Source organism: Anoxynatronum buryatiense (assembly GCF_900182905.1).
In the GTDB taxonomy this organism is placed as follows: Bacteria; Bacillota; Clostridia; order Peptostreptococcales; family Tindalliaceae; genus Anoxynatronum; species Anoxynatronum buryatiense.
Map to the genome: position 1 here is coordinate 242,602 of NZ_FXUF01000004.1, position 15,736 is coordinate 258,337.

The 15,736-nt window shown below is 52.7% G+C and carries 13 protein-coding genes and 1 riboswitch; all 13 genes read left to right on the forward strand.

Going from position 1 to position 15,736, the window contains the following annotated elements:
• Positions 1-2 precede the first annotated feature (2 nt).
• The 13 genes from atpA to metK all read left to right on the forward strand — a co-directional run bounded on the left by atpA (position 3) and on the right by metK (position 15,567).
• Complete coding sequence (gene atpA / locus QOL74_RS07755; protein ID WP_283408886.1) at positions 3-1,520, forward strand: F0F1 ATP synthase subunit alpha; 1,518 nt, start codon at positions 3-5, stop codon at positions 1,518-1,520.
• Positions 1,521-1,538: 18 nt separating this feature from the next.
• Complete coding sequence (gene atpG, locus QOL74_RS07760) at positions 1,539-2,459, forward strand: ATP synthase F1 subunit gamma (RefSeq protein ID WP_283408887.1); 921 nt, start codon at positions 1,539-1,541, stop codon at positions 2,457-2,459.
• A gap of 36 nt (positions 2,460-2,495) precedes the next feature.
• Positions 2,496-3,893, forward strand: a complete 1,398-nt coding sequence (atpD, locus tag QOL74_RS07765) for a F0F1 ATP synthase subunit beta (protein WP_283408888.1) — start codon at positions 2,496-2,498, stop codon at positions 3,891-3,893.
• Positions 3,894-3,901: 8 nt separating this feature from the next.
• Positions 3,902-4,312, forward strand: a complete 411-nt coding sequence (gene atpC, locus QOL74_RS07770; RefSeq protein ID WP_283408889.1) for an ATP synthase F1 subunit epsilon — start codon at positions 3,902-3,904, stop codon at positions 4,310-4,312.
• A gap of 163 nt (positions 4,313-4,475) precedes the next feature.
• A complete protein-coding gene (locus QOL74_RS07775) occupies positions 4,476-4,922 on the forward strand; it encodes a NusG domain II-containing protein (protein WP_283408890.1) in 447 nt (148 codons plus the stop codon).
• 190 nt (positions 4,923-5,112) lie between these two features.
• A complete protein-coding gene (mreB, locus tag QOL74_RS07780) occupies positions 5,113-6,138 on the forward strand; it encodes a rod shape-determining protein (RefSeq protein ID WP_283408891.1) in 1,026 nt (341 codons plus the stop codon).
• Positions 6,139-6,412: 274 nt separating this feature from the next.
• Positions 6,413-7,498 (forward strand): flagellar hook-basal body protein, encoded by a 1,086-nt coding sequence (locus QOL74_RS07785; protein ID WP_283408892.1) that lies wholly within the window; start codon positions 6,413-6,415, stop codon positions 7,496-7,498.
• Between the two features lie 73 nt (positions 7,499-7,571).
• Entirely contained in the window at positions 7,572-8,366 is a 795-nt protein-coding gene (flgG, locus tag QOL74_RS07790; RefSeq protein WP_283408893.1) for a flagellar basal-body rod protein FlgG, read from the forward strand.
• Between the two features lie 51 nt (positions 8,367-8,417).
• Entirely contained in the window at positions 8,418-8,774 is a 357-nt protein-coding gene (locus QOL74_RS07795; RefSeq protein ID WP_283408894.1) for a rod-binding protein, read from the forward strand.
• 329 nt (positions 8,775-9,103) lie between these two features.
• On the forward strand, positions 9,104-10,801 hold the full coding sequence (locus tag QOL74_RS07800) for a phospho-sugar mutase (RefSeq protein WP_283408895.1): 1,698 nt from the start codon (positions 9,104-9,106) through the stop codon (positions 10,799-10,801).
• Between the two features lie 373 nt (positions 10,802-11,174).
• Positions 11,175-12,107, forward strand: coding sequence for an AEC family transporter (locus QOL74_RS07805; RefSeq protein ID WP_283408896.1), 933 nt, complete (start codon positions 11,175-11,177; stop codon positions 12,105-12,107).
• Between the two features lie 75 nt (positions 12,108-12,182).
• Entirely contained in the window at positions 12,183-13,982 is a 1,800-nt protein-coding gene (locus QOL74_RS07810; protein WP_283408897.1) for an S-layer homology domain-containing protein, read from the forward strand.
• A gap of 110 nt (positions 13,983-14,092) precedes the next feature.
• Positions 14,093-14,197: riboswitch (SAM riboswitch) on the forward strand.
• Positions 14,198-14,376: 179 nt separating this feature from the next.
• Complete coding sequence (gene metK, locus QOL74_RS07815) at positions 14,377-15,567, forward strand: methionine adenosyltransferase (RefSeq protein WP_283408898.1); 1,191 nt, start codon at positions 14,377-14,379, stop codon at positions 15,565-15,567.
• Positions 15,568-15,736: the final 169 nt, after the last annotated feature.

Here is a 15,736-nt window from a genome sequence, read left to right on the forward strand (position 1 = left end):
CAATGAATCTCAGACCCGAAGAAATCTGTTCGGTGATTAAGGAACAGATCAAACGATACGAAAACCAACTGGACTACCAGGAAGTGGGCACCGTTATTCAGGTGGGCGACGGTATCGCCCGGATTCACGGGCTCGAAAAATGTATGGCCGGTGAACTGCTGGTCTTTCCCGGCGATGTTTACGGGATGACGCTGAACCTGGAGGAAGACAACGTGGGCTGCGTGCTCATGGGTTCCGATGAACACATCAAAGAGGGCGACATGGTGAAACGGACGGGGAAAATTGTTGAGGTCCCCGCAGGTGAAGCCCTTTTGGGCCGGGTGGTCAATGCCCTGGGACAGCCCATTGACGGCAAGGGTCCCATTCAAACTGACAACTTCCGGGTGGTGGAACGGGTAGCCCCGGGCATCATTGCCCGAAAATCTGTTCATGAGCCGCTGCAGACCGGTATCAAAGCCATCGACTCCATGATTCCCATCGGCCGCGGCCAGCGGGAACTGATCATTGGCGACCGGCAAACGGGGAAAACCGCCATCGCCATTGATACCATCATTAACCAGAAAGATACCGATGTCATCTGCATCTATGTGGCCATTGGCCAAAAGAACTCCACGGTGGCCCAAATTCAGGATGTTCTCAATCGTAATGGTGCCATGGATTACACCATTATTGTGGCAGCCACTGCCAGCGAGCTGGCACCGCTCCAGTTTATTGCTCCCTATGCCGGTTGTGCCATGGGTGAAGAATTCATGGAGCAGGGCAAGCACGTGCTGTTGATCTACGATGACCTGTCAAAACATGCGGTGGCCTACCGGGCCATGTCACTGCTGCTTCGCCGTCCACCGGGCCGTGAAGCGTATCCGGGCGATGTATTTTACTTACATAGCCGACTGCTGGAACGTGCTGCCAAGCTCAGCGACGAACGGGGTGCCGGATCACTGACAGCACTGCCTATCATTGAAACCCAGGCAGGAGACGTCTCAGCCTATATTCCCACCAACGTGATTTCCATCACCGACGGTCAGATTTTCCTGGAGTCAGAACTGTTCTACTCTGGGGTGCGCCCTGCGGTGAACCCGGGAATTTCTGTTTCCCGTGTGGGTGGAAACGCCCAAATCAAAGCGATGAAGAAAGTGGCAGGAAAACTGCGCCTCGAACTGGCCCAGTATCGGGAACTGGCAGCCTTTGCCCAATTCGGCTCCGAGCTGGATAAAGAAACCCAGGAACGACTGGCCCAGGGGGAACGCATCCTCGAAATCCTGAAACAGCCCCAGTACCAGCCGGTACCGGTGGAAGATCAGGTCATGATGATTTATGCGGTCACCAACAAGTATCTGGCAGACGTGGAAGTCACAGACATCCGTGAGTTCGAAGCCGGTCTCATGGCGTACATGCGCAGCCATTTCCCAGAAGTTGGCAAAACCATTCGCGAACAGGGTGCCATGGATGAAACCACTGAAGAAACCCTGAAAAAAGCCATTGAGGAATACAAGGTTGAGTTCCTGAAAGAAAAGGAATAAGGAACAGGAGGTGACCCATTGGCCGGATTAGGAATGCGGGACATCAAACGCCGCATCAAAAGTGTCAAGAGTACCAGACAAATCACCAAGGCCATGGAAATGGTGGCCTCGGCAAAACTGCGAAAAACCCGGGGAAGACTGGAAGAATCACGGCCGTTTACCCGGGCATGGAAGCAGGCAGTGCTGGGATTTCTGGGCGAGCTTCAGGGGACAGAACATCCCCTGGTAACCCCCCGGGAAACCATCAAGAAAACCGGATACATTGTTATAGCAGGCAGCCGCGGTCTTTGCGGCGGGTACAATACCAATGTGGTGAAACAAGCCTGGGAACATATGCAGGAAAAAAAAGCCACCTGTGTGGTGACGGTGGGGCAGAAATCCTGGGAGTATTTTTCCCGGCGTGAAGTGGAAGTTCCCCGGTCTTTCCTGGGGCTGGCAGAAGTGCCGGATTTCATAGACGCCCAGGAAATCCGCCGGTTCTGTCTGGAAAAATACCAGGCAGGAGAAGTGGACGAAATCTACCTGGTATACACCAACTTTGAAAGCACCATCAGTTACAAACCCAAGGTGCTGAAGCTGATCCCACTGGATGAGGAAGCGCTGGAAACCTGTTTTCATACCGATAAAAGTCTGATGGAAGAAGAACAGATGCGCCACGAAGCTGCGGTTAAAGATGACTGGGAACTCACCATCTACGAGCCCTCAGATGCAGAAGTGCTGGGGCGGGTGGTCCCCGGCTATCTGGACAGCATGATTTACGGTGGATTAATGGAATCAGCCGTGAGTGAACAGGCAGCCCGCCGGGTGGCCATGGAAAGTGCCACCAGCAATGCTGAAGATATGATCGATAAGCTGCAGCTTCAGTATAACCGGGCCCGTCAGGCTGCGATCACACAGGAAATTGCCGAAATTGTCGGCGGTGCGGAGGCGCTGAAATAAACGTCACCGTACGGACAAGCTAAAGGAGGGGAAGCAATGCCGAAAGGAAACATCGGAAAACTGGTGCAGATTATTGGCCCGGTACTGGACATTAAGTTTGAAAGCGAACAGCTGCCGGAACTGCTCAGCGCCATTGAAATTTATAAAGATGATGAAAAAATCATTGCCGAAGTGGCCCAGCATCTGGGCGACGACACGGTTCGGTGTGTGGCCATGAGTTCCACCGAGGGACTGGTGAGGGGAATGGACGCCACTGATACCGGCGGCCCCATCACCGTGCCAGTGGGAAGAGCTACCCTGGGCCGCATTATGAACGTTCTGGGAGAACCGGTTGATGAAAAGGGTGCCGTTGAATCAGAGCATCATTTTCCCATTCACCGGCCATCACCTGCCTTTGAAGACCAGGAAACCGCCACTGAAATTCTGGAAACCGGGATCAAAGTGGTCGACCTCATCGCCCCCTACTCCAAGGGTGGTAAAATCGGTCTCTTCGGGGGTGCCGGCGTTGGCAAAACCGTTATTATCATGGAGCTCATCAACAACATTGCCAAAGAGCACGGCGGACTGTCCGTGTTTGCCGGTGTTGGAGAACGAACCCGTGAAGGCAACGACCTCTACTACGAAATGATTGAATCCGGTGTTATCGACAAAACCACCCTGGTGTATGGTCAGATGAACGAACCGCCGGGGGCCCGCATGCGGGTGGGGCTCACCGGTCTTACCATGGCCGAATATTTCCGTGATGAAGAGGGGCAGGACGTCCTCCTTTTCATCGATAACATCTTCCGTTTCACCCAGGCAGGTTCTGAGGTATCGGCACTGTTGGGCCGTGTGCCCAGTGCCGTGGGGTACCAGCCCACCCTGGCCACAGAAATGGGGGTTCTTCAGGAGCGGATCACTTCCACCAAGAAGGGCTCCATCACCTCGGTACAGGCAGTCTACGTACCGGCAGATGACCTGACTGACCCGGCACCGGCCACCACCTTTGCCCATTTGGATGCCACTACCGTTCTTTCCCGACAGATCTCAGAGCTGGGCATTTACCCCGCGGTGGATCCGCTTGATTCCACCTCCCGGATTCTTGACCCGGTGATTGTGGGCCAGGAGCACTATGATGTGGCCCGTGGCGTGGAATCGGTGTTGCAGCGTTACAAAGAACTCCAGGACATCATTGCCATTCTGGGGATGGACGAGTTGTCTGAAGAAGATAAGCTCATTGTGGCCCGCGCCCGAAAGGTACAGCGATTCCTGTCACAACCCTTCCACGTGGCAGAACAGTTCACCGGCATGGAAGGTAAGTATGTGCCGCTGAAAGACACCATCCGGGGATTCAAAGAAATCCTGGATGGGCAACATGATGATCTGCCCGAATCCGCCTTCCTCTTTGTGGGCACCATTGAAGAAGCCCGGGAAAAAGCGAAAGCTGGAAAGTAGGTGACCCTGTGGCAGCGAAACTGCATCTTGAAATTGTCTCGCCAGACAGAGTGTTTCTGGACGAAGAAGTGGACATGGCAGTGGTGCGCACCGCTTCCGGCGACGTGGGGTTGATGAATGAACACATTCCCATGGTGGCGCCGGTGGCAGTGGGGCGCATCAAAATTGTTCAGGAAGGCAAGGTGAGAGAAGCCGCCTGTGCTGACGGTGTGCTGAAAATTCGTGGTGACCACGCACTGGTGATCACAGAAGCGGTGGAGTGGATCGAAGAAATTGACATCCAGCGTGCCCGAAAAGCCCGGGAACGGGCAGAAGAACGGCTGAAAGCCAAGTCGGACCAGGTTGACATCGACAGGGCCAAAGCAGCCCTCACCAAAGCACTGAACAGAATACAGCAATACGAACATCATCAAAAGTAGATCCAAAGATGAAACCCACTATACAGACCGAGACCATCGCTTTCTGGCGGTGGTCTTTTTCTGCTTGTCTTTAAGGGGGGGGTTCGATATAATCAGAAGGTAGTTAAAGCGGTGGAGGGTTGCGCAGCAATCAAAACGCCTGCCGAATGGAAAGGAAAAAGCCATGAAGACCTTGATGAAGCGTATGCATCCCGTAAAGCCGGGAGATGTGATACTGATTGTGCTGGTGGCCCTGGTGAGTCTTGGGGCTCTTTTTGCGGTGCCCCTGATGCTGGGAGAGGCGCCGGGCAATGGTAAAACCATTGTGGTGACCATGGATGGGCAGGTGATTCACCGAATCCCCATGCCTGAAACTGAAACCCTGGAAACCATCGACTTTCCCATCGAAGTGAGCGGCCGTGACGTTATCGCCACCCTGGAAGTGTTGGATGGCGCGGTGCGTCTGCAGCGGCTGCCCCAGGAAATATCACCCCTGTCCATTCATGCAGATATGGGATGGATCCGGGAGCCTTACCAAATGATCATCTCACTGCCCATTCGCCTCTATATCACCATCGAATTTGATGAAATTCCCGAAGACACACCTGAAATTGACACCCTTGTTTACTAAAAAGCTGAATTGGGAATTGTCCCCGGAGCCTTCTTCTGCTATACTGAAAGATGGCTAATCAGCATCGTGTTTGATTGTGCAGGATCCAATCACGGTGACGGATGATCCGAAACTGACTGAAATCACGTGGCATGGCAACAACTAAGGAAACAGAAGGAACAGAAATCAGAAAACAGAAGGTGGGAATACCATGTTAGGATTATCTCCGGATATTGGCATTGATCTGGGAACGGCCAGTGTGCTGGTGTTTGTCAAAGGAAAAGGAATTGTGCTTCAGGAACCCTCTGTGGTGGCCATCGATAAATACTCCAACCAGGTACTGGCCGTTGGCCGGGAAGCCCGCAGAATGCTGGGGCGCACACCGGGTAACATTGTGGCCATTCGCCCATTAAAAGATGGCGTCATCTCCGATTACGAAATCACTGAAAAAATGCTGAAATACTTTATACAGAAAACTGTCGGCAAAAAACTCTTTTTCAAGCCGAAAATCATCGTGTGTGTCCCCAGTGGGGTGACAGAAGTGGAAAAACGGGCGGTCATTGATGCCACCAACGAAGCCGGTGCCCGCACCACCTACCTTATTGAAGAGCCCATTGCCGCTGCCATTGGTGCCGGGTTGGATATCACCCAGCCAGTGGGTCACATGATTGTGGACATCGGAGGCGGCACCACTGATGTGGCGGTGATCTCCCTGGGAGGCATCGTGGTGAGCAACTCCATTAAAATTGCCGGCGATAAATTCGACGAGGCGATTATCCGTTACATGCGCAAAACCCATAACATTATGATCGGTGAACGTACTGCCGAAGAACTAAAAATCAACATCGGCGGAGCCGTCAGCCGTACCGAACGGGTTTCCATGCATGTTCGGGGCCGAAATCTGGTTTCCGGTCTTCCGGTGAACATTGAAATCACCAGCGAAGAAATGATGGATGCCCTGGAAGAGAACATTGCTTCCATTTCAGATGCCATCCACTCCGTGCTGGAACGCACGCCTCCTGAAATGGCCTCCGACATTGCTGACCAGGGGATCATCATGACCGGCGGCGGTGCCTTGCTGTACGGGTTGGATGAATACGTGCAGGCCCGTATGGGCATTCCTGTCACTGTGGCAGAAGATGCCATCAGCTGTGTGGCCAAGGGAACAGGAAAAGCACTGAACTCCATCCATGTGCTGGCACAGGCCCGGGGATCCCGGCGCCATGGCGACCGTTAAGGAAGCCAGTCGCTGAACAGCCCTTTAGCAGATGACTGCCGGCGGATTTACCGGCGGTTCCCATGTCTTCGCTTTGACGTTGGTTCATGCAGCTAAGAGAAGGGTTTTTCCGAAAAATCATTAAAGATAGCCTGATGAATGCCGATAAATTCCCTGAAGGAATGTGATCGGCATTTTTCACATTCGCTGACAGACGCTCCACTCTTTGGAAGTTCAGTCAGACAAATGGACGATTCAAACGGTAATGACACACTGTCCGAAAAGGGGGATTCCCATGTTTCGAGGACTTTACAACGCTGTTTCAACCATGAACACAGCACAAAAACAGATGGATGCGGCAGCCAATAACATGGCCAACGCCAACACCACCGCTTATAAGCGTGATCTGGTGATCACCGAGGCTTTTCCAGAGGTGCTTATCTCAAAACTGAACGGAACCGAAGCCAACCGACCCTACAGTGCCAATGTGCAGGTTAACGTAACGCGCCAGGGCGAAGGGTTTCGACTGGACACAGCCGGCGGTTTTTTTGCTGTTTCCACCCGTTTGGGGAACAGTTTTCAAAAAAGCATTGCCTTCGCACCCGATGAAGAAGGGTTTCTCCGTACCTATGAGCGGGATGCCACCGGCCAGATCGTGGCCCGCTATGGAAATTACATACTGGACGCTTCAGGCAACCGAATTCAGGTGCCCGAGGGCCAGCTGGAAGTGGATAACCGGGGTCGGGTGCTGGTTGACGGAGAGCCGATGGCAACCCTGCTGCGACGACCGGCGGGTCCCATCATCGGCACCATGAACAGCGGCCAGCGGTTGGAAAAGTTTGCCACCGATTTCTCCCAGGGATCTCTGGAACAAACCTGGAATTCCCTTGATCTGGCGATTTCCGGCAGCGGTTTTTTCGTGGTTTACAAACCAGACCAGCCCGAGGAAATGTTCTACACCCGTGACGGGCATTTCACCCTCAATGAAAATGGGGATATCATCACCCAGGACGGTTATTTTCTGGGAAGTGTGAACGGTACCTCCATTCTGGTGGACGGTGATGATTTTGCTATCACCCCCGAAGGCCAGGTGCTGGTCAATGGCGAAGTGCGGGATCAGTTGGAGATGGTTGATTTTGCCAACCTGAAAGATCTTCGCAAGATAGGAGAAAGCCTGTACCGGTTTGAAGAGGGGCTTGAGCCGGAACCCATTCCCTTTGAGGGACAAGTGTTACAGGGTTTCCTGGAGGGTGCCAATGTGAATGCCATCGACCAGATGGTGGAAATGATCAACCTGATGCGTTCCTATGAAGCCGGTTCCCGGGTGGTGCGCACCTATGACGAAGTCATCGGCAAGGCCATCAACGAAATTGGAAAATAGTGGCCTGAAATAGACGTCGGCAACATATTCGGCAGCATATGATGAAACATAGAATAAGAATGGAGGATGACCCATGAGAGCACTCTGGACAGCCGCCACGGGCATGAAAGCCCAGCAGCTGAACATCGACCTGATTGCCAACAATCTTTCCAATGTAAATACCACCGGTTACAAGAAACAGCAGATGCAGTTCAAAGACCTGCTGTATGCCAATATTCGCCGTAATCACCTGGCAGAAGGCCAGGGGAGCCCGGTGCATCTGCAGATGGGCCACGGCGTGATGCCCACCTCCACAGCCCGTCTCTTTCTTCAGGGCAATCTGGAAGCCACCGATAATCCGTTGGATATGGCCATCGACGGCGAAGGCTTTTTTGTGGTGGAAGGCCCTGACGGCCAGCCTTACTATACCCGTGACGGTGCTTTCAAACTCAGTGTTGACGGAGAAGAAACGGCGCTGGTCACTTCCGACGGCTATTTTGTCATGTCAGAATTTGATGATATCATTGTGATTGGTGAAGGCCTGCGGGATCTGTCGGTTTCAGAAATGGGGCTTATCACCGCCATCAATGAAGATGGTGAAATTGAAGAAATTGGCACACTGAAAATGGCCCGGTTCCTCAATCCTCAGGGGTTGGAAGCAAAGGGACAGAATCTTTTTGCCCAAACAGTGGCTTCTGGTGAAGAAATCCCCATGGAAGGGGATGAGCGTACCAGCCGTATTCGCCAGCGCTATCTGGAAACCTCCAATGTGCAGGTGGTGGATGAAATGGTGCGCATGATCACTGCCCAGCGAGCTTACGAAATGAATTCAAAGGCCATTCAGACCTCTGATGAAATGATGGGGATGGCCAATAACCTGCGTCGTTAATCCGGGCGACCGAAAATGGGGCATTTCTTTTTGATGGAATGAGGTGATGGAATGACCATTGATGAAACCATGCTGCAACTCCAGCGCCAGCAGCAGCTTCAGGAAAACAGCCGGCTGCAGCAGGGCACTGCCGGCACTGCCGCCGAAACACCAGAAGAGCAGGAACGACTGCGTGAAGCCTGTCGCGAATTTGAGGCCATCTTCCTGAACATCATGCTGAAACAAATGCGCAGTGGGGTGGAAGAAAGCGGTCTTGTGGAGAAGTCCCACGCCAGGGGCATTTTTGAAGAAATGCATGATGAAGAACTGGCCAAGTCCATGGCTCAGGGCCGGGGCGTCGGTTTGGCGCAGCAATTATATCAGCAGCTGACAGCCGTGACCGTGGCACCTGTTAAAAAAGACTCCTGATGATTTTTCAGGAGATGAGGTTGAAGACAAAGGGCTTTGGCCCGGCCAGCTGACTCCAATCTTGTGTGTTTTTAGTCGAAAGTCTCGAAAACAGCGCCTGAACTCGCTGCGCTCAAACAGCAGGCGCTGGCAGTTTTCTCATCTTTCGAAAAAACACTGACAAGATTTCCAAGGCTGCCCTTTACCAAATCCCTTGTCTTCATCATATGTTGTCTGCAGTCTCGACTCCTGATAATTCGTCAGGAGTTTTTATTTTGCCTGTAAAAGTGAGTGGAACAGTACTCCCTGTGGTAGAATAACCATAGATATGAAAGATGGGAGGCGTCAGTATGGATCAATCCACACGACAGCGATACGAGTTATGGTTAACCAGCCCCGCCATTGACCAGGTCACCCGACGGGAACTGGAAGCCATTGAAGGTGATGAAAAAGAAATTGAAGACCGGTTTTTTCAGGAGCTCACCTTTGGCACTGGTGGTCTTCGGGGCATTCTGGGTGCCGGTACCAACCGGATGAATGTGTATATGGTACGCAAGGCTGCCCAGGGACTGGCCGATTACATTCTCCAGCACGGAGAAGCCGCCGCCCGGCGCGGGGTGGTCATCGCCCACGACTGCCGGCGCATGTCCCGGGAGTTCTGCCTGGAGGCAGCCTGCGTTTTGGCGGCCAATCATATCACCGCCTATATTTTTGACGACCTGCGCCCCACGCCTCAGTTATCCTTTGCGGTGCGAAACAAGGGTGCCATTGCCGGTATCGTGGTTACTGCCAGTCATAACCCGCCGGAATACAACGGGTTCAAAGTGTACTGGGAAGATGGCGCCCAGGTGTCCACGGCCATTGCCGATGCCATTACAACGGCCATTCAGGCCATTGATGGCTTTGAGGCTGTGAAAGTGATGCCGGAGGTTGAGGCCCGGCAATCGGGGCGGCTGAAGGAGCTGGATGCCTCTATGGATGAAGCCTATTTGGAAGCGGTTCTCAGCCAAAGCCTCCGTCAGGATGCAGTCCAGCAGGTGGCAGACACTTTCAAGGTAGTGTATACCCCACTCCATGGCACAGGCGCCAAGCTGGTGCCGGAAGCCTTGAAACGGGCAGGGTTTCGCCGGGTTTTGGTGGAACCTTCCCAGGCGGTGCCTGATCCGGATTTTTCCACGGTGAAATCTCCCAACCCTGAAGAAAAAGCCGCCTTCGAGCTGGCGATCCGCCTGGCGGAAAAAGAAGGGGCTGATCTGATCATTGGCACCGACCCTGACGGTGACCGTGTGGGTGCATTGGTGAAAGACCGGGAGGGCAATTATGTGGTACTCACCGGCAACCAGACAGGCGCCCTGCTGGTGGATTATATCATTCGCACCCGCCGGGAAAGAGACATGCTGCCGGCAAACAGCCTGGTGGTGAAAACCATCGTTACCAGCGAAATGGGGGCCGTCATTGCCAAAGCCCAGGGTGCCTCAATGGAAAACACACTGACAGGATTCAAGTATATCGGTGACCGCATCAAGCATTATGAAACCACCGGTGAAAAGCAGTTTCTTTTTGGGTATGAAGAAAGTTACGGGTATCTCTCCGGCACCTATGCCCGGGATAAGGATGCGGTGGTGGCTGCCCTGCTTATCGCTGAGATGGCAGCGGTGTATGCGCTGGAAGGTCTCAGTCTTTATGAAGGACTGCTCCGGCTTTATGATACCTACGGCTATTATATGGAAGACCTGGTGTCCATCACTCTCAAAGGAAAAGAAGGCATGGAAAAAATCGATGCCATCATGAGCCGTTTTCGCCAGAATCCCCCGGTTTCCCTTGGAGGCACTTCTGTGACTGAGGTGGAAGACTATGAAAACATGGCTGGGTTTCCCGCGGCCAACGTGATCAAAATGATTCTGGGAGAAGCGGGATGGGTGGCGCTTCGACCTTCAGGCACTGAGCCTAAACTGAAGATTTATGCCGGTGTCTGCACCGGCAGTCTGGAAGCCTCCCGGCAGCAGCTGGAAACCTGGATGGCAGCCATGAACCAGCTGGTTGAATGAATCTGTTCAGCACTGAAGAATGAGGCAGCTACTTTGGTTGGGGCTACAGTACAGCCTTCAACAGAAGCTTCAATATGACGATTGAATGTCACGAATGTGACAATTATTACAGTTGTGTTAAGGACCCATAACAAACCACCATTTATTAAAAAGAAGTGCTATACTGAATTTAGTGATCGACCGACGATCATCATCCCCCTTTGTTTCAATAGGGCCTTCTCTTAATGGAAGGCCTGTTGTCTTTTTTGGCATTTTTTGTTATGATAGCAACCATCAACCAGTGAGTTGACCGACGGCAGACCCGCCAGACTCATCTGAGATGAAACACTGGCTGTGGCACAGGTGCCACAGCAATTCTGGAGGCGCAAACCCGATGAATGATGCATTTTTCAGTCTGCTCAACCAAATCCTGGTACTGTTTTTCATGATGGCCGCCGGTTATGCCGCCAGAAAAGCCCAGGTGTTGAACCAGGAAACCATCAAGGGGATCAGCCTGCTTATTTTGCAAGTAACGCTGCCATCGCTGATTGTCAGTTCCATGCAATTTCCCTTCAGCATGGAGCTGCTGCACACCAGCCTGTTAATTGTGGGCATTTCCATTGTTACTTATGGGGTGATCATTCTTTTTTCGCGTCTGTATGTACGTCTGGTGAAGGAAGAAGGGCCCAGAGGTGACGTGCTTCAGTTTTTACTGGTCTTTTCCAATGTGGCCTTTATGGGATTTCCCATTGTTTCTGTGTTGTATGGCGATTTGGGTATTTTTTACACCGCTCTTTTCAACATCCCCTTTAATCTGCTGTTGGTGACCCTTGGTGTGGCCATTATGTCCCGAAGTACCGGTCAGAGCAGCGGTAAAATGAACTTTAAAAAAGCCTTTCGAAGCCCGGGGGTCATTGCTGTCCTGCTGGGATTCACTTTTTTTGTGCTGCCGGTGAGTATCCCTGGTCCGCTGCTGGAAAGTTTACAGCTCATCGGGGGAACCACCACGCCCCTTTCCATGATGATCATTGGCGGAATGCTGGCAGATATTCCCTTTCGGTCGGTATTTGGTGACCGGGCACTTTATCAGGCGACGGTGGTGCGGTTGCTGCTCATGCCCCTGATGATGTACCTGCCCCTGCGGCTTCTGGGATTCACGGGAATTATGCTGGGAATTCCGGTCATTATTATTGCCATGCCGGTGGCAGCCAATGCCGGTGCTTTCGCCCGGCTCTATGATTCTGACTACTATTTTGCCTCAAAGGCAGTTTTTCTCACTACACTGTGCTCCATTCTCACCATTCCCCTCTGGGCATTGTTTCTGTAGGGGTAAATGACCGCCGCCCACTACTTGATGGATCCATTGGATCAACGATTAACGACGAAGAAGGAGGATGCTTTCATGAAAGAAAGGTTATGGAAAACTGGCATGAGGCGCTGTTTTGCCGGACTGTTGGTATTGGTGATGGTACTGTCTTCCCTGGTGACGGCAGTGGCGTCTGATGTGACCATGACTCAGGAAGATATTGAAACAGTTATTGAAGAAGTGGCCCGGCGCAAGAACATTCCGCCGGTAATCCTAAAGGCCATCGCCTGGAAGGAGAGCCGCAAAACTCAGTTTACCAGTGCGGGTGCCCCCTTTGTCTCCCGGGGAAACCGGGGAATCATGCAGATCAATCAAATTCATACAGGCTTTGATGCCGAGATGATTTTGTATGATGTGGAATATAACATCGAGGCAGGGGCAGACATTTTATTGTCCAAATGGCTGGATCCCCGCACACCGGTGGTGGGTGACCGGGACCCAAACGTGCTGGAGCACTGGTACTTTGCCCTCTGGGCTTATAACGGGTGGTTATCCCGCAACAATCCCAATCTTCACGGCGAGAACACCTATCAGGACGGCCTTTATAACCTGATACACACCCGTTATGGGCAGGAAGTTTCCATGGTGGACTGGAGCTATATTCCAGCCAGCGGATTACCCCCGGCAGACCTTCACCTGCCGGAACCGGCGGTGACCCATGAAGGCGGTATTCTGTTCTTTCAGCCCGAAGACCGGGCGTTGGCAGATGCCCGGCAGGAACTATATGTACTGGATGGACCCGGTGGTGATGTGCGGTTTACGGTTACCCGGGGCACAGAACTGGTGATTGCCGGTGAGGCACAACTGGCAGACGGGCTTTACTGGTACCGGGTGAATCATCCTGCTTCCGGCCAAATCGGCTGGGTGGCGGCTATTTACCTGAAACCGGCCTTTGTGCATGAAGAGGCAGCAGATGATGCTTTGTGGAGTTTGCTGCTGGAGCCGGCAATACCAGAACCACTTCATGATGAAAATGATCCACATGGTGAAGCTGAAGCAGACCATGCAGAACATGTGGAAGGTGAAGATGGTGAAGCTGCACTGGATATTCAAGCTGTTGAAGCGGTGGATCCTGTTCAAAGCTCTGAAAATGTACCTTCTGAAAATGTACCTCCTGAAAATGGAACTTCTGAAGAACAGGATGACCCTGATACCATAGAAGCGGCGTTGATGAGTTTAACAGAAAGCGGAGAGATTGCTGCTGACCAGCCTGCCGATCTTAAGGAAGAGCGACAGGAAAAAGCGGAAGTGTCAGACAGCGGGTTTCATTTTATAGACATGAAAGACCACCCCGCCCGGGAAGCAGTGGAAACACTGGCAGCGCTTGGCGTGGTGAGTACCAGTAGTGCAGAATTCCGCCCGCACCAGACCATCAGCCGCCAGGAAATCGCACTGATGCTTCATCGCTTTTTTCGGCTGGGTGATGCCGGGTTAAGCCAGGAGGCGCTGTATCAGCAGTTATCTGCCTATCAGGACGGGGCGACTGTGGATGCCTGGGCTCAGGATGCCATGGCTCGGGCCGCGGCACTGCGTATCGTCACCGGGTATCCCGACGGCACCATTCGTCCTCACGAAGCTGCCACCCGGGAACAGGGAGTGGTGATGGTGGTAAAGGCTATGGAAGATCAGGTGCTGCCGGATCAGCGTTGTGCCAGTGATTATTTTGAAGACGGCAAAAGCATTCATGCCTGGGCACTGCCTTCCGTTAACACATTACTGAAAAGTGGTATTTTTGAAGGCTTGGATCACACCGCCTTTCATCCCCAGCAGGAAATGACCCGGGTGGAACTGGCGGTGGTGCTCTACCGCCTTCATCAGGCAACATTAGAGGAATAACCGGAAAATAATCGTTGACAAAGCCCGGGGGCAATGCTATACTTTTTTCGTCCAACGACTTGGGAAAAGGGCTGTAAGCCCATAACTGCATACCGAAAATCTTGATGTAGACCTTATCAAGAGCGACTGAGGGACAGGCCCGATGAAGTCCGGCAACCATAGCCACTGGTGTATGGTGCTAATTCCTGCAGAACGAAGGTTCTGGAAGATGAGGAGAACGGCGCAGGCCGGAACGTGGAAGCCTCTTCTTTTTGAAGGGGCTTTTTGATTTGAGTAGTGATGCAACACCAGTATAAACAACAATATCCGCATCAACAGCACCGGTTGATTCATCAGCTGGTGTGACACAATCGGAAGAAAAAACAAGAAAAGAAGAATACGAGGAGGAACAATCATGAACAAGCGACTTTTTACGTCGGAATCGGTTACAGAAGGGCATCCGGATAAAATTTGCGATCAGATTTCTGATGCCATTCTGGACGCAATTCTTGAAAAAGACCCTGCCGGCCGTGTGGCCTGCGAAACCATGGTGACGACGGGGATGGTCATGGTGGCGGGAGAAATCACCACCAGCTGCTATGTGGATATTCCCAAAATCGCCCGGCAAACCATCCGTGAAATCGGCTATACCCGCGCCAAGTACGGTTTTGACTGCGATACCTGCGCTGTGCTGACGGCGATTGATGAACAGTCAGCCGACATTGCCATGGGGGTTGATGAAGCACTGGAGCGTAAATCGGGAGAAATGGAAGATGCACTGGAAGCCATCGGTGCCGGCGACCAGGGAATCATGTTCGGCTTTGCCTGCGATGAAACCCCTGAGTTGATGCCCCTGCCCATTTCACTGGCTCACCAGCTATCCCGGCGCCTGTCAGAAGTACGCAAAAACGGCATGCTCTCCTACCTGCGGCCTGACGGCAAAACCCAGGTGACAGTGGCCTATGAGGATGACAAGCCGGTTCGTGTGGACACCATTGTCATTTCCACCCAACACAGCCCCAATGTGAAGCGTGAAACCATCGAAAAAGACCTGATTGAACATGTGATCAAGCCCATTGTTCCCGGCGGTTTTATTGACGAGAACACCCGGTATCTGGTGAATCCCACCGGTCGTTTCGTGGTGGGCGGTCCCCAGGGTGATGCAGGTGTCACCGGCCGTAAAATCATTGTGGATACCTATGGCGGCTATTCCCGCCATGGCGGCGGGGCTTTCTCCGGCAAAGATCCAACAAAGGTGGACCGTTCTGCCGCTTATGCTGCCCGATATGTGGCCAAAAACATTGTGGCTGCAGGCCTGGCGAAGCGGTGCGAAGTGGGCCTGGCCTACGCCATTGGTGTGGCCCGTCCCGTGTCCATCCTGGTGGACACCTTTGGTACCGGCGCTGTGGGTGACGATGTACTGGTGAATCTTATCAACAAGCACTTTGATCTGCGCCCTGCGGCCATTATCCGAGATCTCGACCTGCGCAAGCCCATTTACCGGCAAATTGCTGCCTATGGGCACTTTGGCCGCACAGATGTGTCGCTTTCCTGGGAAAAAACAGATAAGGTGGAAGCACTTAAAAAAGATACTGCCGCTCAGTAAACTGGTATTTCCATTGAGTCGGTTTTAATCATCAGATGCGTTGGGGGCGCCACTCCGTTCATACGTTTCAACCCATATCACAGTTTGCCTGACGGCAGACTGTGATTCTTTTTTTGCCGAAAAGGCTGGTTTAAGGCGCTGGCCCCGGGGGTATGATTCCACCGATATC

Bases quoted from the DNA above. Each gene is read 5' to 3' on its own strand.
- atpA (WP_283408886.1), top strand. From the start codon at position 3: ATGAATCTCAGACCCGAAGAAATCTGTTCGGTGATTAAGGAACAGATC.
- atpD (WP_283408888.1), top strand. From the start codon at position 2,496: ATGCCGAAAGGAAACATCGGAAAACTGGTGCAGATTATTGGCCCGGTA.
- QOL74_RS07775 (WP_283408890.1), top strand. From the start codon at position 4,476: ATGAAGACCTTGATGAAGCGTATGCATCCCGTAAAGCCGGGAGATGTG.
- mreB (WP_283408891.1), top strand. From the start codon at position 5,113: ATGTTAGGATTATCTCCGGATATTGGCATTGATCTGGGAACGGCCAGT.
- QOL74_RS07785 (WP_283408892.1), top strand. From the start codon at position 6,413: ATGTTTCGAGGACTTTACAACGCTGTTTCAACCATGAACACAGCACAA.
- flgG (WP_283408893.1), top strand. From the start codon at position 7,572: ATGAGAGCACTCTGGACAGCCGCCACGGGCATGAAAGCCCAGCAGCTG.
- QOL74_RS07795 (WP_283408894.1), top strand. From the start codon at position 8,418: ATGACCATTGATGAAACCATGCTGCAACTCCAGCGCCAGCAGCAGCTT.
- QOL74_RS07800 (WP_283408895.1), top strand. From the start codon at position 9,104: ATGGATCAATCCACACGACAGCGATACGAGTTATGGTTAACCAGCCCC.
- QOL74_RS07805 (WP_283408896.1), top strand. From the start codon at position 11,175: ATGAATGATGCATTTTTCAGTCTGCTCAACCAAATCCTGGTACTGTTT.
- QOL74_RS07810 (WP_283408897.1), top strand. From the start codon at position 12,183: ATGAAAGAAAGGTTATGGAAAACTGGCATGAGGCGCTGTTTTGCCGGA.
- metK (WP_283408898.1), top strand. From the start codon at position 14,377: ATGAACAAGCGACTTTTTACGTCGGAATCGGTTACAGAAGGGCATCCG.